The sequence below is a fragment of the Arthrobacter sp. BC5 genome (assembly GCF_056680255.1).
This window is the reverse complement of sequence record NZ_CM155273.1, coordinates 817,316-837,760: the sequence shown is the minus strand read 5'-3', so window position 1 is coordinate 837,760 and position 20,445 is coordinate 817,316. Positions and strand designations below refer to the sequence as shown.

General features: G+C 69.6%; 17 protein-coding genes. 10 read left to right on the top strand and 7 right to left on the bottom strand.

The features are described from left to right. Positions 1-237: 237 nt before the first annotated feature. The gene (locus AC1MFI_RS03645) at positions 238-654 is read left to right on the top strand and encodes a CoA-binding protein (protein ID WP_479819749.1); all 417 of its coding nucleotides are present in this window, start codon (positions 238-240) and stop codon (positions 652-654) included. On the opposite strand, the gene AC1MFI_RS03640 is transcribed toward AC1MFI_RS03645, so the two are convergent. Further along, positions 655-1,497: a DUF1206 domain-containing protein gene (locus tag AC1MFI_RS03640; protein ID WP_479819747.1), complete on the bottom strand. Its 843-nt coding sequence runs from the start codon at positions 1,495-1,497 to the stop codon at positions 655-657. A gap of 196 nt (positions 1,498-1,693) precedes the next feature. Here AC1MFI_RS03640 and AC1MFI_RS03635 point away from each other — a divergent pair, with 196 nt between their 5' ends. The 8 genes from AC1MFI_RS03635 (at position 1,694) to AC1MFI_RS03600 (ending at position 10,346) form a co-directional block, all read left to right on the top strand. Beyond that, complete coding sequence (locus AC1MFI_RS03635; RefSeq protein WP_479819745.1) at positions 1,694-2,260, top strand: DUF1990 family protein; 567 nt, start codon at positions 1,694-1,696, stop codon at positions 2,258-2,260. Positions 2,261-2,375: 115 nt separating this feature from the next. Further along, positions 2,376-2,555: a hypothetical protein gene (locus AC1MFI_RS03630; protein ID WP_479819744.1), complete on the top strand. Its 180-nt coding sequence runs from the start codon at positions 2,376-2,378 to the stop codon at positions 2,553-2,555. After that, complete coding sequence (gene kdpF / locus AC1MFI_RS03625; protein ID WP_479819742.1) at positions 2,552-2,641, top strand: K(+)-transporting ATPase subunit F; 90 nt, start codon at positions 2,552-2,554, stop codon at positions 2,639-2,641. Before AC1MFI_RS03630 ends, kdpF begins: the two co-directional genes overlap by 4 nt. Then, complete coding sequence (gene kdpA, locus AC1MFI_RS03620; protein ID WP_479819741.1) at positions 2,641-4,314, top strand: potassium-transporting ATPase subunit KdpA; 1,674 nt, start codon at positions 2,641-2,643, stop codon at positions 4,312-4,314. Before kdpF ends, kdpA begins: the two co-directional genes overlap by 1 nt. A gap of 3 nt (positions 4,315-4,317) precedes the next feature. Continuing rightward, the gene (kdpB, locus tag AC1MFI_RS03615; RefSeq protein ID WP_479819739.1) at positions 4,318-6,474 is read left to right on the top strand and encodes a potassium-transporting ATPase subunit KdpB; all 2,157 of its coding nucleotides are present in this window, start codon (positions 4,318-4,320) and stop codon (positions 6,472-6,474) included. Positions 6,475-6,501: 27 nt separating this feature from the next. Beyond that, positions 6,502-7,110 carry a potassium-transporting ATPase subunit KdpC gene (gene kdpC / locus AC1MFI_RS03610; protein ID WP_479819737.1) on the top strand — a complete coding sequence of 203 codons (609 nt, stop codon included), beginning with the start codon at positions 6,502-6,504 and terminating at the stop codon, positions 7,108-7,110. Between the two features lie 3 nt (positions 7,111-7,113). After that, positions 7,114-9,669 carry a DUF4118 domain-containing protein gene (locus AC1MFI_RS03605; RefSeq protein WP_479819735.1) on the top strand — a complete coding sequence of 852 codons (2,556 nt, stop codon included), beginning with the start codon at positions 7,114-7,116 and terminating at the stop codon, positions 9,667-9,669. Further along, positions 9,666-10,346: a response regulator gene (locus AC1MFI_RS03600; protein WP_479819734.1), complete on the top strand. Its 681-nt coding sequence runs from the start codon at positions 9,666-9,668 to the stop codon at positions 10,344-10,346. The genes AC1MFI_RS03605 and AC1MFI_RS03600 overlap by 4 nt, the downstream gene beginning before the upstream one ends. Positions 10,347-10,461: 115 nt before the next feature. On the opposite strand, the gene purL is transcribed toward AC1MFI_RS03600, so the two are convergent. From purL to AC1MFI_RS03575, 5 genes are all read right to left on the bottom strand, one after another. Next, entirely contained in the window at positions 10,462-12,750 is a 2,289-nt protein-coding gene (purL, locus tag AC1MFI_RS03595) for a phosphoribosylformylglycinamidine synthase subunit PurL (RefSeq protein WP_479819732.1), read from the bottom strand. Then, a complete protein-coding gene (gene purQ / locus AC1MFI_RS03590) occupies positions 12,747-13,547 on the bottom strand; it encodes a phosphoribosylformylglycinamidine synthase subunit PurQ (protein ID WP_479819730.1) in 801 nt (266 codons plus the stop codon). Before purQ ends, purL begins: the two co-directional genes overlap by 4 nt. After that, positions 13,544-13,804: a phosphoribosylformylglycinamidine synthase subunit PurS gene (gene purS, locus AC1MFI_RS03585; protein ID WP_479819729.1), complete on the bottom strand. Its 261-nt coding sequence runs from the start codon at positions 13,802-13,804 to the stop codon at positions 13,544-13,546. Before purS ends, purQ begins: the two co-directional genes overlap by 4 nt. Before the next feature lie 159 nt (positions 13,805-13,963). After that, positions 13,964-14,539, bottom strand: coding sequence for a serine protease inhibitor (locus AC1MFI_RS03580; RefSeq protein ID WP_479819727.1), 576 nt, complete (start codon positions 14,537-14,539; stop codon positions 13,964-13,966). Between the two features lie 104 nt (positions 14,540-14,643). Beyond that, the gene (locus tag AC1MFI_RS03575; RefSeq protein WP_479819725.1) at positions 14,644-15,528 is read right to left on the bottom strand and encodes a 3-methyladenine DNA glycosylase; all 885 of its coding nucleotides are present in this window, start codon (positions 15,526-15,528) and stop codon (positions 14,644-14,646) included. 216 nt (positions 15,529-15,744) lie between these two features. On the opposite strand from AC1MFI_RS03575, the gene AC1MFI_RS03570 reads away from it, so the two are divergent. After that, a complete protein-coding gene (locus tag AC1MFI_RS03570; RefSeq protein WP_479819723.1) occupies positions 15,745-18,882 on the top strand; it encodes a S8 family serine peptidase in 3,138 nt (1,045 codons plus the stop codon). Positions 18,883-18,948: 66 nt separating this feature from the next. Here AC1MFI_RS03570 and AC1MFI_RS03565 read toward each other — a convergent pair whose 3' ends face one another. Further along, complete coding sequence (locus AC1MFI_RS03565) at positions 18,949-20,238, bottom strand: aspartate kinase (protein WP_479819721.1); 1,290 nt, start codon at positions 20,236-20,238, stop codon at positions 18,949-18,951. Positions 20,239-20,445 lie beyond the last annotated feature (207 nt).

The window sequence follows — 20,445 nt, the reverse complement described above, 5'->3', positions numbered from 1 at the left end:
GGCGGTAGCACCCTACGGAACGAGCCTTCGCCACCGCGTGCGGTGGTTCCCGTGGCTCGAACCTCGATATTGCCCGTGATCAGGGATATACGGACAACCAGGGTTGCTGCGGCTTCATCGATCCAGGTCTCTCGGCCGCTCGGGATGGTCACTCCTATGAAACGCCCGGGGTCCTCGAGGAGCAAAATGGGGCATGTAACAAAGGCTGTAACAATCCGTGGAGGAACAGGAGGCACCGTGGCACACCAGAACGATCCGCAGGTGATTCGGAGGCTCCTGAGCGAGCCGGGGCGGTGGGCGGTGGTGGGGCTGTCCAACAATCCGCGCCGGGTTGCCGTCGGAGTCTCGCGCTATCTCATGGACGGCCTCGGGATGGAGATCGTCCCGGTCAGCCTGAAGGGCGACGACGTCCACGGGCAGAAGGGCTACACGCGCCTCGCGGACATCCCGGGACCCATCGACGTCGTCGACTGCTTCGTCAACTCCTCCCGGGTGGGCGATGTGGTCGACCAGGCGATCGCCGTCGGCGCCAGGGCGGTGTGGCTGCAGCTCGGGGTCATCGACGAGGACGCCGCAGCACGCGCCGCCGCGGCCGGGCTCGACGTCGTCATGGACACCTGCCCCGCCATGGAGGCGCCTGCACTGGGCCTCTAGCTACATCCTCTGGTACTTGGACCGCACCACCATGAAGACGCCGTAGGCCATGAGGCCCAGTGCCACGGCGCCGAGGAGCCAGGGACCGAAGGGCTGGTCGCGCAGGGCCTTGAGGGCGCCGTCGAGCCCTGTCGACTTCTCGGGGTCGTGCGTCACGGTGGCGGCCACGACGAGGATCCCGAGGACCCCGAGGGCGATTCCCTTGGCGACGTACCCCACGGCGCCGAGCACGGCGACGGCGCGGCCCGGCGTGCCGGCGGGGAGGCCCGAGAGCTTCCTGAGGAACCGTCGGGTGGCGCCGCTGTAGACGAAGTAGCCTCCGACCGCCAGGATGCCGAGGCCGACGGCGAGCAGGAGTGCCGCACCGGCCGGGTTGGACATGAGCGAGGCGCTGAGCGAACTCGTGCTGCTGCTGCTGTCACTCGAGCCGCCCATCGCGAACCGCCCGAAGGTCACTCCGATGGCCGCGTAGACCACGGCCTGGCCGCCGCTCTTGAGACGGGCGACGAGCCTGTCCCTGCCCCTGAGCGACGTCGCGCCGAAGAACACGTCGCCGAGTTGGAACAGGGCGAGGGCGAGGCACCCGATGAAGCAGAACCACAGGAGGAAGGTCCCGCCCGGGTTCGCCGCGAGCTGGCCGATCGCTCCGCTCTGGTCCGCGCTCCCGGAGCCGCCGTTCGCCAGTCCGAGCGCGATGACCCCGATGAGGAAGTGCAGGATGCCCGCCGCGATGTACCCCGCACGCGCGGCCAGTTCGAAGCTCTTCGAGTTCACGGCCTCCTCTGCGGCGTCGGAGGCCGTGTCGGCGGCACCCCTGGGGGACTTGCCTGTTCCTGGTGCCATGGTGCTCCCGCTTTCCTGTCGGATCGGCGGGGCGGTCGCCATAGCTGCGTCCATGCCGGTCTGGACCTCCATCCTGCCACTGCTGAGCGCCTTCTGCGCCGGTTCCCGCCCTGCGGTGTTCCAGTAGGTTGGACCGGGGGCTCCCGCGGACGACGGCGGCGTCCCGGTCTCCGCACACCGACGGGAAGGCACACGCATGGAGCAGTTCACGTACGAGGAGCGGGGTGCGACGGACAGGCCCTTCCCGGAGCCGTTCGAGGGCTCCTGGCCTTCCGGGTACACCGTGATGGTCGAGTCCCACGAGATCCCGTGCGGCGATCCCTCGGCCGCCTTCGTGGCCCTCAGCGAGGGCATCCTGGGGTGGGAGCTGCACCGGCGCGCCGGGCTCACGATGCAGTCCGACGCCGAAGGGGCCGTGCCCGGCGCCCGGGTCGTGTCCGGGTTCGGTGTCGGCCCGGCCCGCATCAAGGCGCCCTGTCGGGTGATCTGGGCAAGGCGCCCCCACCTCGACGGCGCGGGCAGGGCGGTTCCCGGCCAGCGCGGGGGCTTCGGCTACGGGACGCTGCCGGGCCATCCCGTGCGCGGCGAGGAGGGCTTCTACGCGGAGCTGACCGCGGACAACCGGCTGCTGTTCATCTGCTCCGCGTACAGCGTGCCGGCCGGCCTGGCGTTCCGGCTCGCTGCACCGGTGACCCGGCTGACGCAGAGGTATGTCCTGTCGCGGTATGTGAAGGCGGCGCGGGAGCTGGCGGGCGGCGCCTGACCGGCGCCGGTCACCGGCCCGGGGCGCCGCCGGCAGCCGGTCGCTGTGCCGATGGTGGCGGCATCAAGAACGCGTAGGGATTCGTGCGCCCGCCGTGAGGAAACCGTAAGGATCGGTGGTCGGGCGGGCTGCGGGGTATGTAATCGAGCTCGTGCCCGAAGGCACCCGCCCGGCAGCAAGCCCGGCGGACCGCACTCCGATGGAGTCCCCTGTGCTTGATGTCGTCTTCCTCCTCGCTATCGCGGCCCTGGTCGGGTCGGTTGCCCTGATCGCCCGGGCGGTGGACGGGCTGTGATCGCCTTCGACCTGATCGCGGCGGCGCTCGGCGTCGCAGCCCTCGGCTACCTCGTCTACGCGCTCGTGCGCCCGGAGCGTTTCTGATGACCCTCACGGCGGCCGTGCTGCCGCTCCTGACCGTCGTCGTCGTGCTCGCGCTGCTGCACCGCCCGCTGGGCGACTACCTGGCGCACACGTTCAGCAGTCCCAAGGACCTGCGGATCGAACGCGGCTTCTACCGCGCGCTCGGCGTGGATCCCGCGTCGCACCAGTCCTGGCGTTCCTACCTCAACGGCATCCTCGCCTTCTCCTTCCTCGGCGTCGTGCTCGTCTACCTGATGCAGCGCTCGCAGGCCGTGCTGCCCTACTCCCTGGGGTTGCCGGCCGTGCCCGAGGGGCTTGCCTTCAACACCGCGGCCTCCTTCGTGACCAACACCAACTGGCAGTCCTACTCGCCGGAGGCCACCATGGGCTACGCCGTGCAGATGGCCGGCCTCGCGCTGCAGAACTTCGTGTCCGCCGCTGTCGGCCTGGCCGTCGCGGTCGCCCTCGTGCGGGGACTGGCCTCCCGTCGAAGCGGCACGTTCGGCAACTTCTGGGTGGACCTGACGCGCGCCTTGCTGAGGGTGCTGCTGCCGGGTGCCGTCCTGGCTGCGATCCTCCTCCTCGCGGGCGGTGTCGTCCAGAACCTCGACGGGTTCACCACGGTCACCACGCTGACGGGTGCCGAACAGACCCTTCCCGGAGGACCTGTCGCGTCCCAGGAAGCGATCAAGATGCTCGGCACCAACGGCGGCGGCTTCTTCAACGCGAACTCCGCCCACCCGTTCGAGAACCCCTCACCCTGGACCAGCGTGCTGCAGGTGATCCTGATGCTCGCCATCCCCTTCAGCCTGCCGCGCACCTTCGGCACGATGGTGGGTCAGCGCCGCCAGGGCTACGTGATCCTCGGAGCGATGGCAGCCCTCTTCCTGCTGTCACTGACCGCCGCGACCCTGGCCGAACTCGCCGCCCACGGAAGTGCGCCGCAGGCCGCGGGAGCGGCGATGGAGGGCAAGGAGCAGCGGTTCGGCGTCGTAGGATCCACCCTGTTCGCCTCCGCCGGCACACTCACCTCGACCGGTGCCGTGAACTCGATGCATGACAGCTACACGGCGATCGGTGGCATGCTCCCGCTGATCAACATGATGCTCGGCGAGGTCGCTCCGGGGGGCGTCGGCTCGGGACTGTACGGCATGCTCGTGCTCGCCGTCGTCACCGTCTTCATCTCCGGGCTCCTGGTAGGACGCACGCCCGAGTACCTCGGCAAGAAGATCGGCGCGCGGGAGATCAAGCTCGCGAGCTTCTACGTCCTCACCATGCCGGTCCTCGTGCTGGCGGGAACGGCACTGAGCTTCCTGGTACCCGCCCTCCGTACGGACATCGAAGGCACCTCGATCCTGAATCCCGGGCTCCACGGCCTCTCCGAAGTGCTCTACGCCTTCACTTCCGCGGCCAACAACAACGGATCGGCCTTCGCCGGGCTCACGGCCAGCACGCCGTGGCTCAGCACGGCACTCGGGGTCGCCATGCTCCTGGGGCGTTTCCTGCCCATGGTCTTCGTCCTCGCGCTCGCGGGTTCCTTCGCGGCGCAGGACGGGGTGCCCGCCACGGCGGGAACGCTGCCCACCGACCGCGTGCAGTCCGTCGCCCTGCTCGTGGGCGTCACCGTCATCGTCACCGCCCTCACCTTCTTCCCCGTGCTCGCACTGGGTCCCCTCGCGGAAGGATTGCTCTAGACCATGTCCACCATCACCCGACCGGCTGCCGGCAGCAGCGACAGTCCCACTCCTCAGCGCCGGGAACCGGCGACGGCTCCCGCCCCGGCGTTCTCCGCCGCCCAACTCCTCGAAGCCCTGCCCGGCGCCTTCCGCAAGCTGGCCCCGCGCCAGATGTTCCGTACCCCCGTCATGTTCATCGTCGAGGTGGGCGCGGTCCTGATCACCGCTGTCGCCGTCGCCGAGCCGTTCCTGGGCGGACCGCAGGCATCGGGTGGAAGCGAGGTCCCGGCGTCGTTCTCCTGGCTCATCGCCGTCTGGCTCTGGCTCACGGTCCTGTTCGCGAACCTGGCGGAGTCGGTGGCCGAGGGGCGCGGCAAGGCACAGGCGTCCAGCCTCCGCCAGGCACGGACGGGAACGACGGCGCGGGTCGTTCGCGACTACACGGACGCCGACGCCGGCGCCTTCGAGGCATCGATCGCCGAGGTGCCCTCCTCGGACCTCACCCTCGGCGACATCGTGATCATCGAGGCCGGCGGCCTCGTGCCGGGTGACGGCGAGATCATCTGGGGGATAGCGTCGGTGGACGAGTCGGCCATCACCGGCGAGTCCGCTCCCGTGGTGCGCGAGTCCGGAGGCGACCGGTCCGCGGTGACGGGCGGCACGCGCGTGCTCTCGGACCGGATCGTCGTGCGGATCACGAGCAGGCCGGGGGACAGCTTCGTGGACCGCATGATCCGGCTCGTGGAGGGAGCCCAACGGCAGAAGACGCCGAACGAGGTGGCCCTCGACATCCTCCTCGCCACCCTTTCGATCGTCTTCACCGTGGTGGTCCTCACCATCAATCCGATCGCCGGTTCCTCGAACGTCTCGGTGAGCGTGCCGGTCCTGGTGGCCCTGCTCGTCTGCCTGATCCCGACCACCATCGGCGCACTGCTCTCCGCCATCGGCATCGCGGGCATGGACCGGCTCGTGCAGCGCAACGTGCTCGCGATGTCGGGGCGCGCCGTCGAGGCTGCCGGTGACGTCACCACGCTGCTGCTCGACAAGACGGGCACCATCACGTACGGCAACCGGCGGGCCAGCGATTTCATCACGGTCGGCGGGGCCGGGCGGCACGAGCTCGTCGCTGCAGCGGCGCAGTCGTCCCTGAGCGACCCGACGCCCGAGGGGACATCGATCGTGGACCTCGCGGTCTCGGAGGGTTTCATCCGCTACGCCGTCGACGGGACCGTGGTGCCGTTCTCCGCGCAGACCCGGATGAGCGGTGTCGACTTCCCGGACGGATCGAGCGTCCGCAAGGGTGCCGGCAGCGCGGTGCGGAACTGGGTCTCCACCGCCCGGGGCGGGGCGACGGCCGAACTGGACGGCGTCGTCGAGCGCATCTCGCAGCTCGGCGGGACGCCTCTGGTGGTTGCCGTCCGCGGCACGGCCGGCACCGCCCGGGTCCTCGGTGTGGTCCACCTCAAGGACGTCGTCAAGCAGGGGCTCCCCGAGCGCTTCGCGGAACTGCGCACCATGGGTATCCGCACGGTCATGATCACCGGTGACAACCCGCTGACTGCCAAGGCCATCGCGGCGGAGGCCGGCGTGGACGACTACCTCGCCGAGGCGACGCCCGAGGACAAGATGCGCCTGATCCGCAAGGAACAGGAAGGAGGTGCCCTCGTCGCCATGACCGGCGACGGTACCAACGACGCGCCGGCCCTCGCACTGGCGGACGTCGGCGTCGCGATGAACACCGGCACTTCGGCCGCGAAGGAGGCCGGGAACATGGTGGATCTGGACTCCGATCCCACGAAGCTCATCGACATCGTCAGGATCGGCAAGCAACTCCTGATCACGCGCGGGGCACTCACCACCTTCTCCATCGCCAACGACGTCGCCAAGTACTTCGCGATCATCCCCGCCATGTTCATCGGGGCGTTCCCCGGCCTCGAAGCCCTCAACGTCATGCACCTGCACTCGCCGTCCTCGGCGATCCTCTCGGCGGTGATCTTCAACGCGCTGATCATCATCGCGTTGATCCCGCTCTCACTGCGCGGCGTGAAGTACCGCGCGGCGTCGGCATCGAGCACGCTCAACCGGAACCTCCTCGTCTACGGGCTCGGCGGGATCGTGGCACCGTTCATCGGCATCAAGGCCATCGACCTCGTGCTCTCCCTCCTCCCGGGTTTCTGACCCCTCCGCCCACCCGCAAAGGCCACCATGTCCTCCTCCCGCAATACCCTCCGCCAACTCGGCACCGCCGTCCGCGCCCTCGTCCTCCTCACGCTCGTCCTCGGAGTCGCGTACCCGCTCGCGGTCACCGGACTCGCGCAGGTCACGGTGAGGGACCGCGCCCACGGGCAACCCCTCGTGCTCGACGGCGTCACCGTCGGATCCGCACTGATCGGCCAGGAATTCACCGACGGAGCCGGTGCGGCCCTGCCCGGATGGTTCCAGTCACGGCCCTCCGCTGCTGGTGAGGGGTACGACGGCGCCGCCTCCGGTGGCAGCAACCTCGGCCCCGAGAACCCCGACCTGGTAGCGGCCATCGAGGAACGGCGCAGCGCGGTCGCCGGACTCGAGGGCGTGGACCCGTCGGAGGTCCCGGCGGACGCGCTCACGGCATCCGCCTCGGGCCTCGATCCGCACATCAGCCCCGAGTACGCACGCCTCCAGGTGCCCCGCGTCGCGGCTGAACGTGGGCTCGTCGAAGCCGAGATCCAGGCGCTGGTCGAGGCGAACACCCAGGGCCCGGACCTCGGCTACCTCGGCGAGCCGTCCGTCAACGTGGTCGAGTTGAACATCGACCTCGCCCGGCTGGACACTTAGGCCATGACGCGAGGCCGGTTGAGGGTGTTCCTGGGAGCAGCCCCCGGCGTGGGGAAGACCTACGCGATGCTCGAGGAGGGCCGGCGGCTGCGCGCGGAAGGGCACGACGTCGTCGTCGCCGTCGTCGAGACGCATGGCCGGGCCGCCACGGAGGCCATGCTCGACGGACTCGAGGTGCTTCCGCGCCGCAGCCAGGACCACCGGGGTGTGCCCCTGACGGACCTCGATCTCGACGCCGTACTGGCCCGCGCACCCGAGGTGGCGCTCGTCGACGAGCTGGCGCACACGAACGCCCCGGGGACGGCGCACCGGAAGCGGTGGCAGGACGTCGAGGCGCTCCTGGATGCCGGGATCGACGTGATGTCCACCGTCAACGTGCAGCACATCGACTCCTTGAACGACGTCGTCGAACGCATCACGGGGGTCCCGCACCGGGAGACCATCCCGGATGAGGTGCTGCGCCGCGCCGAGCAGGTCGAGGTCGTGGATCTGGCCCCGGAGGCGCTGCGGGGCAGGCTCGCCGAGGGCTGCGTGTATCCCTCGGGTCGGATCGACGCAGCGCTCTCCAACTACTTCCGGGTCGGCAACCTCACCGCGCTGCGGGAGCTCACCCTCCTCTGGCTGGCCGACGAGGTGGACAGTGCGCTCCAGCGGTATCGTGCGGAGCAGGGCATCGACGACCCGTGGGAGGCACGCGAGCGGGTCGTCGTCGCGCTCACCGGCGGGCCTGAAGGGCGGACGCTGCTGCGACGCGGCGCGCGCATCGCCTCACGCTCGGCCGGCGGTCAGTTGCTCGCGGTGCACGTCACCGGTCAGGACGGACTTCGCACCGCGGATCCCGCAGAGCTCTCCGCGCAGCGTGTGCTCGTGCAGGAACTCGGCGGGACCTTCCACGAGGTGGTCGGTGAGCAGACGTCGAAGGCGCTGGTCGAGTTCGCCCGGGGAGCCAACGCGAGCCAGCTCGTCATCGGCGTCAGTCGCCGCTCGCGCCTCGCGGCGCTCCTGACCGGCCCGGGCATCGGGGCCACCGTGGTTCGGGAGTCCGGGGAGATCGACGTCCACATCGTCAACCATGCCTCCGCCGGAAGCACGTTCGCACTGCCGCATGCCGGTGGAGCGCTGTCCCGGCGGCGCCGGCTGCTCGGGGCCCTGGTCGCGGTGTTGTGCGGTCCGCTGCTGACAGCGGTGCTCACGGCATTCCGCAGTGAGGACTCCATCACGGGGAACGTCCTCGGCTACCAGCTGCTCGTCATCGTCGTGGCGCTGATCGGCGGCATCTGGCCGGCGCTCTTCGCCGCGGTCCTGTCCGGACTGGCCCTGGACTTCTTCCTCATCGAGCCTGTCCGCACGCTGACCATCGGAGAGCCGGAGCACTTCACCGCGCTGGCCCTCTACATCGTCAATGCCGTCCTCGTCAGCTACGTCGTCGACCAGGCGGCACGGCGTACGCGCGCAGCGTCCCGGTCCGCCGCCGAGTCCGAGCTGCTGGCGACCGTCGCGGGCGGAGTGCTACGCGGCCAGGACACCCTGCAGGCCCTCGTGGCACGCACAAGGGAGGCCTTCGGGCTCGATGCCGCCCGCCTGCTCGCGCCCGACGGATCCCTCCTGCACGAGGAGAGGTCCCTGCCGCCGACAGCAGACCACACCTCTCCGTACGCGGCCCGGTCCACGGTGGAACCCGTCGTCGTGCCGGTGGGGGAGCGGGCCGTCCTGGAGTTCGAGGGACGGACCCTCGCTGCTGCGGATCGTCGCCTGCTCGCCGTCATCACGGCGCAGATCGACGCCGCGCTCGAGTACCGCGAACTGTCCCGCACCGCAGGGGAGGTGGGTCTGCTCGCCGAGGCGGACCGCGTCCGCACCGCCCTGCTCGCCGCCGTCGGTCACGATCTCCGCCGGCCCCTGACCGCCGCGACCACGGCCGTCACCAGCCTCACGTCGGCCGACATCACCTTCACGCCCGCGGAGCAGGGCGCTTTGCTCGAAACCGCCGAGCAAAGCCTCGGCACCCTCTCCGAGCTCGTCACGGACCTGCTCGATGCCAGCCGGATCCAGGCCGGCGTGCTCGGCGTCGTGCTGGAAGCCGTGCGGGCGGAGGACGTCATCCTGCCGGCGCTCGAGGAGCTGGACCTCGGACCCGGGGACGTCGAGCTGGAGCTGCCCGCCGAATCGCCGCTGCTCCTGGCCGACGCTGTCCTGCTGCAGCGCGTACTCGTGAACCTGCTCGCCAACGCGGCTCGCTACGCCGGCCCGGTGCCGCCGGTGCTGTCGGTGAGTGATTTCGGCGGCCGCGCCGAGTTGCGCGTCATCGATCACGGACCCGGCATCCCAGACGACCGCAAGGACCAGGTGCTCCTGCCGTTCCAACGGCTCGGCGACACCGACAACGACACCGGACTCGGGCTCGGGATGGCACTGGCGCACGGGTTCGTGGAGGGCATGGGCGGACGGCTGACCCTCGAGGACACCCCGGGCGGCGGACTCACCTCCGTCGTGTCCCTGCGGCACGCGCCGCGAACGGACTCCGGCGACCCGAGCGCTGCGGGCGTGTCCGCCGCATGAAGGTCCTCATCGCGGACGACGATCCGCAGATCCTGCGTGCCCTCAGCATCACCTTCACGGCCTCGGACTACGACGTCGTCACGGCCGGTGACGGTGCCGCCGCCCTCCGGCGCGCGGCCGAGCACCACCCCGACCTCGTGGTGCTGGATCTCGGCATGCCGAAGCTGGGCGGCATCGACGTGATCCACGGGCTCAGGGGCTGGAGTACGGTACCGATCCTCGTCATCTCCGGCAGGGCGGACTCGGTCGACAAGGTCCAGGCGCTCGATGCCGGTGCGGACGACTACGTCACCAAGCCTTTCCTGACCGACGAACTCCTTGCGCGGGTGCGTGCCCTCACGCGGCGCCGGACCCCTGTCCGGGAGGAGGCGGGCGCGAGCTTCGGTGACGTCCGCGTGGACCTGGTGGCGAAGACCGTGGTCCGGACGGTGGACGGCGCCGACATCCACCTCACCCGCACCGAATGGAGGCTCCTGGAGACGCTCATGCTCAACCCGGGGCGCCTCGTGACCCAGGAGATCCTGCTGACCGAGGTATGGGGCCCGCAGCACGTCAGGGACTCCGGTTACCTCCGCCTGTACATCCGGCAACTCCGCAAGAAACTCGAGCGCGATCCGGGCGCACCCCGGCACCTGCTGACCGAGGCGGGCATGGGCTACCGGTTCGTGCCGGGGTAGCTGCCGGGTAGCTCCGTGGAGCGTGCTGGGACCGGGCGGTGCCCGTGAACGGCGCCGGGACGACAGGAGGCCGCCACCCGATCGGGCGGCGGCCTCCTGTCGGACAGGGCCGGTACTAGCCGAAGTACTTCGGCAGGGTCCCCTCATGCGCCTCACGGAGCTGCTGCAGCGGCAGGGTGAAGTAGCCCTGCACGTCGAGCGCCTGGTTCTCCGTGTCCACCACCCCGATGCGCATGGTGGGGAAGTTCCGCGCGGTGCACATGTCGTTGAAGCGCACTTCCTCCGAGCGGGGAACGCTGACGACGGCGCGCCCCTGGCTCTCGCTGAACAGCGCCGTGAACGCGTCGATGCCGTCGCGCTCGCACAGCTCGTCGAGCCCGATCCGGGCACCCACACCGAAGCGCAGCGCCATCTCGCTCAGGCCGGCTGCGAGGCCGCCCTCGGAGAGGTCGTGCGCGGCGTCGATCATGCCGTCGCGCGAGCAGTTCACCAGGATCGCCCCGAGCGTCTTCTCCACGGTCAGGTCCAGTGCCGGGGGCTGCCCGCCGAGGTGGCCGCGCAGGTTCGCCCACTCGGATCCGTCCAGCTCCGCCGCCGTCGTACCCAGCAGGTAGACGGCCTGGCCGTCCTCCCGCCAGCCGGACGGCGTGCGGCGCGCGACGTCGTCGAACACGCCGAGCACGCCGACCACCGGGGTGGGATGGATGGCGACGCCGCCGGTCTGGTTGTACAGCGAGACGTTGCCGCCGGTGACGGGCACGCCGAGCTCCTGGCACGCGTCGGCGAGGCCGCGCACGGTCTCGGCGAACTGCCACATCACCTCGGGGTCCTCGGGGGAGCCGAAGTTCAGGCAGTCGGTGACGGCGAGGGGATCGGCGCCCGAGGTCGCGACGTTCCGGTACGCCTCGGCGAGGGCCAGGCGCGCGCCCTCGTACGGGTTCAGGTAGGAGTAGCGGCCGTTGGCGTCCGTCGAGATGGCGACGCCGAGGCCGGTCTCCTCGTCGACCCGGACCACGCCGGCGTCGTCGGGCATGGCGAGGGCGGTGTTGCCCTGCACGTAGCGGTCGTACTGGTCGGTCACCCAGTTCTTCGCGCACATGTTCGGCGATGCCATGAGTTCGAGGACGGCCTCACGCAGGTCCGCGGGCTGCTCGGGCCTGAAGATGTCCGCCTGCACGCCGTCGAGCCACTCGGGCCGATGGTACGGGCGTTCGTAGACGGGGCCCTCGTGGGCGACGGTGCGCGGATCGACGTCCACGATCTTCTCGCCGTCCCACTCGATGATGAGGCGTCCGGTGTCGGTGACCTCGCCGAGCCAGGAGTACTCCACGGCCCACTTGTCCATGATCGCCTCGAACGCCTCGACGTTCTCCGGCGTCACGACGGCCATCATGCGCTCCTGCGACTCCGACATCAGGATCTCGCCGGGGGTCAGCGAGGGATCGCGCAGCAGCACGTTGGTGAGTTCCACGTGCATGCCACCGTCGCCGTTGGACGCCAGCTCCGACGTCGCGCAGGAGATGCCTGCGGCCCCGAGGTCCTGGATGCCCTCGACCACGGAGGCCTTGAACAGCTCGAGGCAGCACTCGATGAGCACCTTCTCGGCGAACGGATCGCCCACCTGGACGGCGGGGCGCTTGGACGGCTTCGAGGAATCGAAGGACTCCGAGGCCAGCACTGAGGCGCCGCCGATGCCGTCACCGCCGGTACGTGCGCCGAAGAGGACCACCCTGTTGCCGGCGCCGGAAGCATTGGCGAGGCGGATGTCCTCGTGGCGCAGCACGCCCACCGCGAGGGCGTTGACGAGCGGGTTGCCCTGGTACACGGAGTCGAAGACCACCTCGCCGCCGATGTTCGGCAGGCCGAGGGAGTTGCCGTACCCGCCGATACCCGCGACGATCCCGTGGACGAGGCGCGCGGTGTCGGGGTGGTCGATCGCACCGAAGCGCAGCGGATCCATGACGGCGACCGGGCGGGCGCCCATCGAGATGATGTCGCGGACGATCCCGCCGACGCCGGTGGCCGCACCCTGGTACGGCTCCACGAAGGAGGGGTGGTTGTGGCTCTCCACCTTGAACGTCACGGCCCAGCCGTCGCCGATGTCGACGACGCCGGCGTTCTCGCCGATGCCCACGAGGAGGTGTTCCTTCATGGCCTCGGTGACCTTGTCCCCGAACTGGCGCAGGTGCACCTTCGAGGACTTGTAGGAGCAGTGCTCGCTCCACATCACCGAGTACATGGCGAGCTCCGCGCCCGTGGGGCGGCGGCCGAGGATCTCCTCGACGCGCTGGTACTCGTTCTCCTTGAGGCCGAGCTCGGCCCAGGGGAGCGCCTGGCCGGGGGTGGCCTCGGCGTTCGCGACCGTGTCGATGTTGAACTTCCTGGACATTGTCTCTGCGGTCACGAGCCCACCAGTTTCTTGAGTACCGAAGTGAAGATGCCGAGCCCGTCGGTGCCGCCACGGACCCCGACCTCGCCGCGTGCCGAGGAATCGGGGCCGAAGCCGGCCTCCACGGCGTGCTCGGGGTGCGGCATGAGCCCGACGACGTTGCCCGCCACGTTCGAGATGCCGGCGATGTCGCGGCGCGAGCCGTTGGGGTTGCCGTCGACGTAGCGGAAGACCACGCGGCCTTCCCCTTCCAGCACGTCGAGGGTGTAGTTGTCCGCCACGAACTGGCCGTCCTGGTTCTTCAGCGGGATGACGATCTCCTCGCCGTCCGTGTACTCCGACGTCCAGTACGTGTCCGCGTTCTCGACGCGCAGGCGCTGGTCGCGGCAGAGGAAGTGCAGGGAGTTGTTCTTGATCATCGACCCGGGCAGCAGGTGGGCCTCGGTGAGGACCTGGAAGCCGTTGCAGATGCCGAGCACGGGAAGGGCCTCGGCCCCGCCCGACGCCGCCGCGGTGATCTGCTCCATGAGCGGGGCGAACCGCGAGATGGCGCCCGCGCGGAGGTAGTCGCCGTAGGAGAATCCGCCGGGGATGATCACGGCGTCGACGTCCTGCAGGCTGTGGTCGCCGTGCCACAGCTGGATGGCGCTGCCGCCGGCGAGGCGGACGGCGCGGACGGCGTCGCGGTCGTCGAGCGAGCCGGGGAACGTGACCACGCCGACCTTCACGCCGTCGAGTGGGCTGTCCTCGTTGTTCGAGGCGACCGGCTGGGGGCCGCCGATGAGGGGGGTCTCGATGTTCGAGGTGTTCACTGGCCGTCCTCCTCGAGAACCTCCACGCGCGTGACGTCCTCGATGACGGGATTGGACAGCAGCGTGGTGGCGGCGTGGCGGGCCTGCTCCAGGATCTCCTCGGTGACCTCACCGTCCACGGTCAGCTCGAAACGCTTCCCCTGACGGACGCCGGCAAAGCCGGTGAGGCCGATCCGCGGGAGTGCTCCGGCGATCGCCTTACCCTGCGGGTCCAGGATCTCGGGCTTGGGCATGACGTCGACAACAATCCGGGGCATCCGGCAACTCCTGTGCGTGAGCGGCAAGTGCTGGGGGTTCCAGCATTAAATGCAGTAGCCCGGAAGTGCCGTCTCACGCCGTATCTGGGTTGACACCGGCGCTCCGCGAGCTTGCCCTGCAAGTCTACCGGGGATTAACGGCGCACCCGTCCGGTCGCCCTACTGGCCGCCAGGCGCTCCCAGGATGTCACGGACCCTGTCCCACCGGGAGATCTCGCAGCCGTCGGTCAGGGCGAAAGCAGCCAGGACGGTGGTGCCGTCGATCTCGCCGCTGATGCTCGCCGTCTGCGGGCCGCCGTACTGCTGCGTGCAGATGATGTCCTTGTTGGGCCGCGCCGTGAAGAACTCCGCACCGAGCTTTGCGACGGCGGCACAGGCGGCCTCGGCTCCCGGCAGCGTGGACGCGGGCCCGGGTGCGCCGTCGACACATTCGAGGACGTACTGCACGGGTTCCGCGGCGGCGTCCTGCTTGATGGTGATGCTCAGCGCCGCGCTCGTCGCGGAGGCTGCAGGCGGTGCCGATGCGGTCGGGCTGCCGTCCGCCGTCGGGGTGGGCACGGACGAGGGGTCGGGGGTGGAGGACTGCACGGCGGTCTCCTGCTCTGTCGGTTCGGCGGCCGGTCCGCCCTGCGTGCACGCCGAGAGGGCGAGCGAGAGGACGGCGAGGGGAAGCCCGACGGCCAGGACGGCACGGCGGGATCGGGCTGGTGCTGACGATCGCACGGTGGATGTCATGGTGTCCCCTTCGGCTGGCTTCCCAGCGTAGCGGCTGGTGGAAGGTCAACGAAGGACGGCGGCGGCACGTCCCGTCGCGGGCGGAACGACCTGCGGACGGACCGCTAGGGTGCGCCGAGTGCCCCGTCGAGGAGTCCCAGGAACCGTGCCCTGAGCGCCTGCGACTCCTCCGCGAAGCCGCGCTGCAGGCGGACGTACTCCGCTTTGCCCGCGGCCGTCTCGATGGCGATGGGCGTGTAGCCCCAGGCGCCCAGATCGTAGGGTGAGGCCCGCATGTCCATGGTCCGGATGCGCCAGGAGAGCTCGAAGCAGTCCATCACGATCTCGCTCGGCAGGAGGGGGGTGAGCTTGTACGCCCACTTGTACAGGTCCATGTTGGCGTGCAGGCAGCCCGGCTGCTCGAGGTCCCGCTGGGTCTGGCGCGTGAGGGCGTGCTCATTCAGCGGTACGGCCTCCGGCGTGTAGAAGCGGAAGGCGTCGAAGTGGGTGCAGCGGATGCGCGCCGAGTCGACGACGTCGTCCGTTCCTTCCGCGCCGAGCCGCAGCCGCAGGTACTCGTGGCGCACGCCGTTGGTCGCGGAGCGGTAGGCCATCGCCCACTCGTGGAGGCCGAAGCAGCCGAACTGCGCAGGGCGTGCAGCTGTCCGCGCGAGGATCAGCCGGGCGAAACCGACCGCCTCGGCCCGCTCGGCCGTGAAGCGGGCGACGTCGACGCGGACACCGTCGGTCTCCGCCGCGTAGTACTTCCAGTCCCGGCGGACGTCGGCAGCCTGCCCGGCCAGGACGACGCCGGCTCCCGGGTGCCAGCGCAGGAGCCGGCCGGGCTTCTGGTTGTAGTAGGTGAACAGGAAGTCCTCGACCGGATGCTTCGCGCCGCGCGAGCGCCTGTCCAGGTAGGGCTCCGCGAAGCGGGCCACGCGTTCCCGGTGCTGCCGCTCGCGATCCTGCCACTCCGCCTGCGGAAGACGGGTCAGGAGTTCTGCGGGCACGCGTCCATTATCACCCGGCGCCCTCTTGGTAAATACCCTGAGCACTTTGTGGAATCCCGGCACGAATGCGACTGGTGGGTGAGTGTTGCCTGAGGTAAATTTGTGCCCGTTGTGGTTCTGTGAGCATCATCACAAGCGCGGCCCTCCATGGGAGGCCACAGCACCGGGGGAACGGCGATGGCCGGCCCGCACTTTCACGAGAGGCACTACCTTCCTATGACACAACGGAGAAAAGCCGGGCAGGGCAGCAGTACCCTGCGAGCCGCCGCGGCCATCGTTCTGGGTCTGCCGCTACTGGTGACATCGACGGCCGTGGCGCCTGCCGCCTTCGCCGCCCCTGCCCCGGCCACTGCGGTCACACCCCAGAAGGCGCCGGCCAAGGAGCTGGACCCCGCGCTGTACCCGGCCGGCAAGTACATCGTCGTCCTCGCCGACAAGCCCGTCGCCACCTACGAAGGCGGCGTCGAGGGCATCGCCCCGACCAAGCCGGAGAAGGGCGCGAAGCTCGACGCCGAAGCGGACAACGTCCAGCAGTACTCGCAGTTCCTCGAGACCAGGCAGCAGGAGGTCGCGGCCGAGAAGGACGTCGAGATCAAGCGCACCTACACCGCCGCGATCAACGGCTTCGCCGCGGACCTCAGCGCGGACCAGGCCATCGGACTCGCCAAGAGCGACGAGGTCCTCCTTGTCGCTCCCGACGTCGAGAACGCCCCGGACTACTCGAGCATCGATTTCCTCGGGCTCGATGGTGGCAAGGGCATCTGGAAGAGCCAGTTCGGCGGCAAGAAGAATGCCGGAGCAGGCACCGTCGTCGGCGTGATCGACACCGGGTACTCCCCGGACAACCCCTTCTTCGCGGGCAAGAAGGTCAAGCCGCTCAAGGGCAACCAGCAGCCGGCGGTCGGCGAGCCCTACCTGAATGCGGCAGGCAAGATCGAGATGCTGAAGTCGGACGGCACCACCTTCATCGGTGAGTGCCAGGTCGGCGAGGGCTTCGACGGCAGTCTCTGCAACTCCAAGGTGCTCTCGGCCCGCTACTTCGCCGAGTCCTTCCTCGCGACCGTCCCCGAGGACAAGCGCGCACCGCAGGAAGTCATCTCCCCCGTGGACATCGACAACCACGGCACGCACACCGCGAGCACCGCCGCGGGCAACTCCGACGTCACGCAGACCGTCGACGGCCGTGACTTCGGCGTCTCCTCCGGCGTCGCACCCGCAGCCAAGCTCGCCGTCTACAAGACCTGCTGGGAGGACACCGACCCTGCGACCGGTGGCTGCTACTCCTCCGCGTCGATCGCGGCCATCAACCAGGCCATCCTCGACGGCGTGGACGTGCTGAACTACTCGATCTCGGGCAGCACCACCACGACGACGGACCCCGTGTCCCTCGCCTTCCTGTCGGCGACGTCGGCCGGGATCTTCGTCGCCGCCTCCGCCGGCAACTCGGGCCCCACGGCCAGCACCGTCAACCACGGCGCACCCTGGATGACCACGGTCGCCGCGAGCACGTTCAGCTATGAGCTCCAGGGCACCGCCGAATTCTCCGACGGCACCAAGTACCGCGGAGCGTCGATCATGCGCAGCGGCGTTCCGGCCAGCCCTGTCGTCCTCGCGCTGGATGCTGCTGCAGCAGGCGCGGCCAGCCCGAGCCTCTGCGGCCCCAACACCCTGGACCCCGCAAAGGTCGCGGGCAAGATCGTGGTCTGCGACCGCGGCGTCGTCGACCGCACCGCCAAGAGTGCCGAGGTGGCACGCGGCGGCGGCGTGGGGATGATCCTGGTGAACCTCGTCGACTCCTCGACGGACACCGACCGGCACGCGGTCCCCACGGTGCACGTCAACGCCCCCGAGGCCCTCGAGCTCAAGGCGAAGGTGGCGGCCAACCCGTCACTCACGGTCGCACTGCAGCCCACGGACACCACGGGCAAGCCCCTGCCTCCCGCACCCCAGGTCGCCGGCTTCTCCTCACGCGGTCCGCTCCTCGCGACCGACTCCGATCTCCTGAAGCCCGACGTCACGGCTCCCGGTGTCGCCGTCCTCGCGGGTGTCTCCACCGTCGGCTCGAACGGCGCGCAGTTCGGGTTCCTCTCCGGTACCTCCATGGCATCCCCGCACGTCGCAGGGCTCGCCGCGCTGGTGCTCGGCAAGAACCCGGCGTGGTCCCCGGCAACCGTGAAGTCCGCCATGATGACCACGGCATACCCCCTGAAGACCGCGACCGGCGGCGTCGAGACCGACGCACTGGCCGTGGGAGCGGGCCACATCAACCCGGCGTCCGTCCTGAGCCCGGGCCTGGTCTACGACCAGGACGTCGACGATTACCTGAGCTTCATCCAGGGCACCGGGGTCGACCTCGGCATCGACGGCATCGCACCCGTCGCGGCGAGGGACACCAACGTCCCGTCCTTCGGCCTCGGCAACCTGACCGGCCGCACCGAGGTGACCCGCACGGTCACCGCCGTCACACCGGGCCTCTACCGGGCAACGGCAGCTGTTCCGGGAGTCGACGTCACGGTCACCCCGTCGGTCCTCAACTTCAGCGCCGCGGGGGAGACCCGCACGTTCAAGGTCTCCTTCGAGAACCAGAGTGCGCCGTTCGGCCAGTTCACGTCCGGATCGCTCACCTGGTCCGGACAGGGCATCAACGTCACCTCACCCGTTGCCGTCCGTCCCCAGGCGCTCAACGCGCCGGAGGAGATCGCCTTCAACTCCACCGGCCCCGACGGCAGCGGGACCTTCGAGGTCACGTCCGGCACCAACACCCCGATCCAGATGACGCTCGAAGGCCTGTCCAAGGCCGACTCGACCGCCATCAGCCTCGACGTGGGTGAGAACGCCATCAAGGACGTCACCGTTCCCGAGGGCGCTCCGGTCGCGAAGTTCTCCGTCCTCTCCGATGACCCGCAGGCGGACTTCGACATGCTCGTCCTGACGCCCTCGGGTGCTGTGGAGGAGGTCGCGACGGCCGACGCCAGCGAGACGATCACGATCGAGGATCCGCAGCCGGGCACGTACCGCATCCTCGCGAACCTCTACGCCAGCCCGGACGAGCGGACGACCACCGGGACGATCGACGCCGTCATCCTCGGTGCTGACGAGAACAACGCGACGCTCACCCCGAATCCGCTCGCCCTGGCGAACGGCAGCACGGGCGCTGTGACCCTGGCCTGGACCGGGCTGGAGCCCGGCTCGTACGTGGGTCGCATCTCCTACGCGGGGTCCTCGATCGTCACGTACGCGACGGTCGTCGTCGACGGGGAGGGCGAGGCCCAGGCCCAGCTCCCGACCGTCGACCCGGCGGACAAGCTCCTCACGGGTCCCCGCGAGGCGACCACGCCCACCGGGAACAAGTAGCAGCGGCTGACTGACAGCACACAAAAGGCCGGTGGATCAGCGATCCACCGGCCTTTTCGTGTGCTGTCAGCGTCCGGTGCCGGCGTAGACGGTAGCGGTGGCGTCGCCGTCGAGCTCGAAGGCGGCGTGCACGGCACGGACAGCGGTGTCGAGCAGCTCGGCGCCGGTCACCACGGAGATGCGGATCTCCGACGTCGAGATCATGTCGATGTTCACGCCGGCGTCGGACAGCGCCCGGAAGAAGCGGTAGGAGACCCCCGGATTGGAGCGCATGCCGGCGCCGATCAGGGAGAGCTTGCCGATCTTCTCGTTGTAGTCGACCGTCTCGAAGCCCACGCGGTCCTGGGCCTCGCCGAGCGCGGCGAGGGCCTCGGCGCCGTCCACGATGGGCAGGGTGAAGGAGATGTCCGTGCGGCCCGAACCGTGCGTCGACACGTTCTGCACGATCATGTCGATGTTCGTGTTGGCACCGGCGACGATGCCGAAGATCTCAGCCGCCTTGCCGGGGATGTCGGGCACGCCGACCACCGTGACCTTCGCTTCCGAGCGGTCGTGGGCGACACCGGAGATGATGGGCTGTTCCAAGGGTTCTCCCTCTTGAATCTTGATCTGGTCGTCGGGGCTGGGCAGTACCCAGGTCCCCTCGTTGTGGCTGAAGGAGGAGCGTACGTGGAGGGGGACACCGAAGCGCCGCGCGTACTCCACACAGCGCAGGTGCAGGATCTTGGCACCCGACGCGGCCATCTCGAGCATCTCCTCGCTCGAGATGGTGTCGATCTTCTGCGCGGACGGGACCACGCGGGGATCGGCCGTGTAGACGCCGTCCACATCGGTGTAGATCTCGCAGACGTCGGCGTCCAGCGCTGCTGCGAGCGCGACGGCGGTGGTGTCGGATCCGCCGCGGCCGAGTGTCGTGATGTCGTTGCTGTCGCGGCTCATGCCCTGGAACCCGGCGACGATCGCGATGTCGCCCTTCTCGATGGCCGTCCGGATGCGGTGGGGCGAGACGTCGATGATGCGTGCCTTGCCGTGGATCGCATCGGTGATCATGCCGGCCTGGCTGCCGGTGAAGGACTGGGCGGACGCGCCGATGGCGTGGATCGCCATGGCCAGCAGCGCCATCGAGATGCGCTCGCCGGCGCTCAGCAGCATGTCCATCTCGCGGGCGTCCGACGACGCCGGGCTTACCTGGGCTGCGAGGTCGAGGAGCTCGTCGGTGCTGTCACCCATCGCGGAGACGACCACGACCACCTGATGCCCCTCGGCTTGGGTGTCGACCACGCGCTGCGCTACGCGTTTGATGCCCTCGGCGTCGGACACCGAGGACCCGCCGAATTTCTGGACTATGAGGCTCATGCACTCGCTCACTGGTGAAGGACGACGGCGGTATGACCCGGCCGCGCCGGCTGTATCTCTGGGGGCGGCAGCACTGGCGCCTCGGGAACGCGAATCGGGATCCGACGCCCGTGCCAGTGTAGCGGCGGGGTAATTCCCTGCCCAAAGTCTGGGTCCGAATAAGAACAGGCGCCCCGGCGGAGATTCCCGAGCCACCTTCCGGTCCGG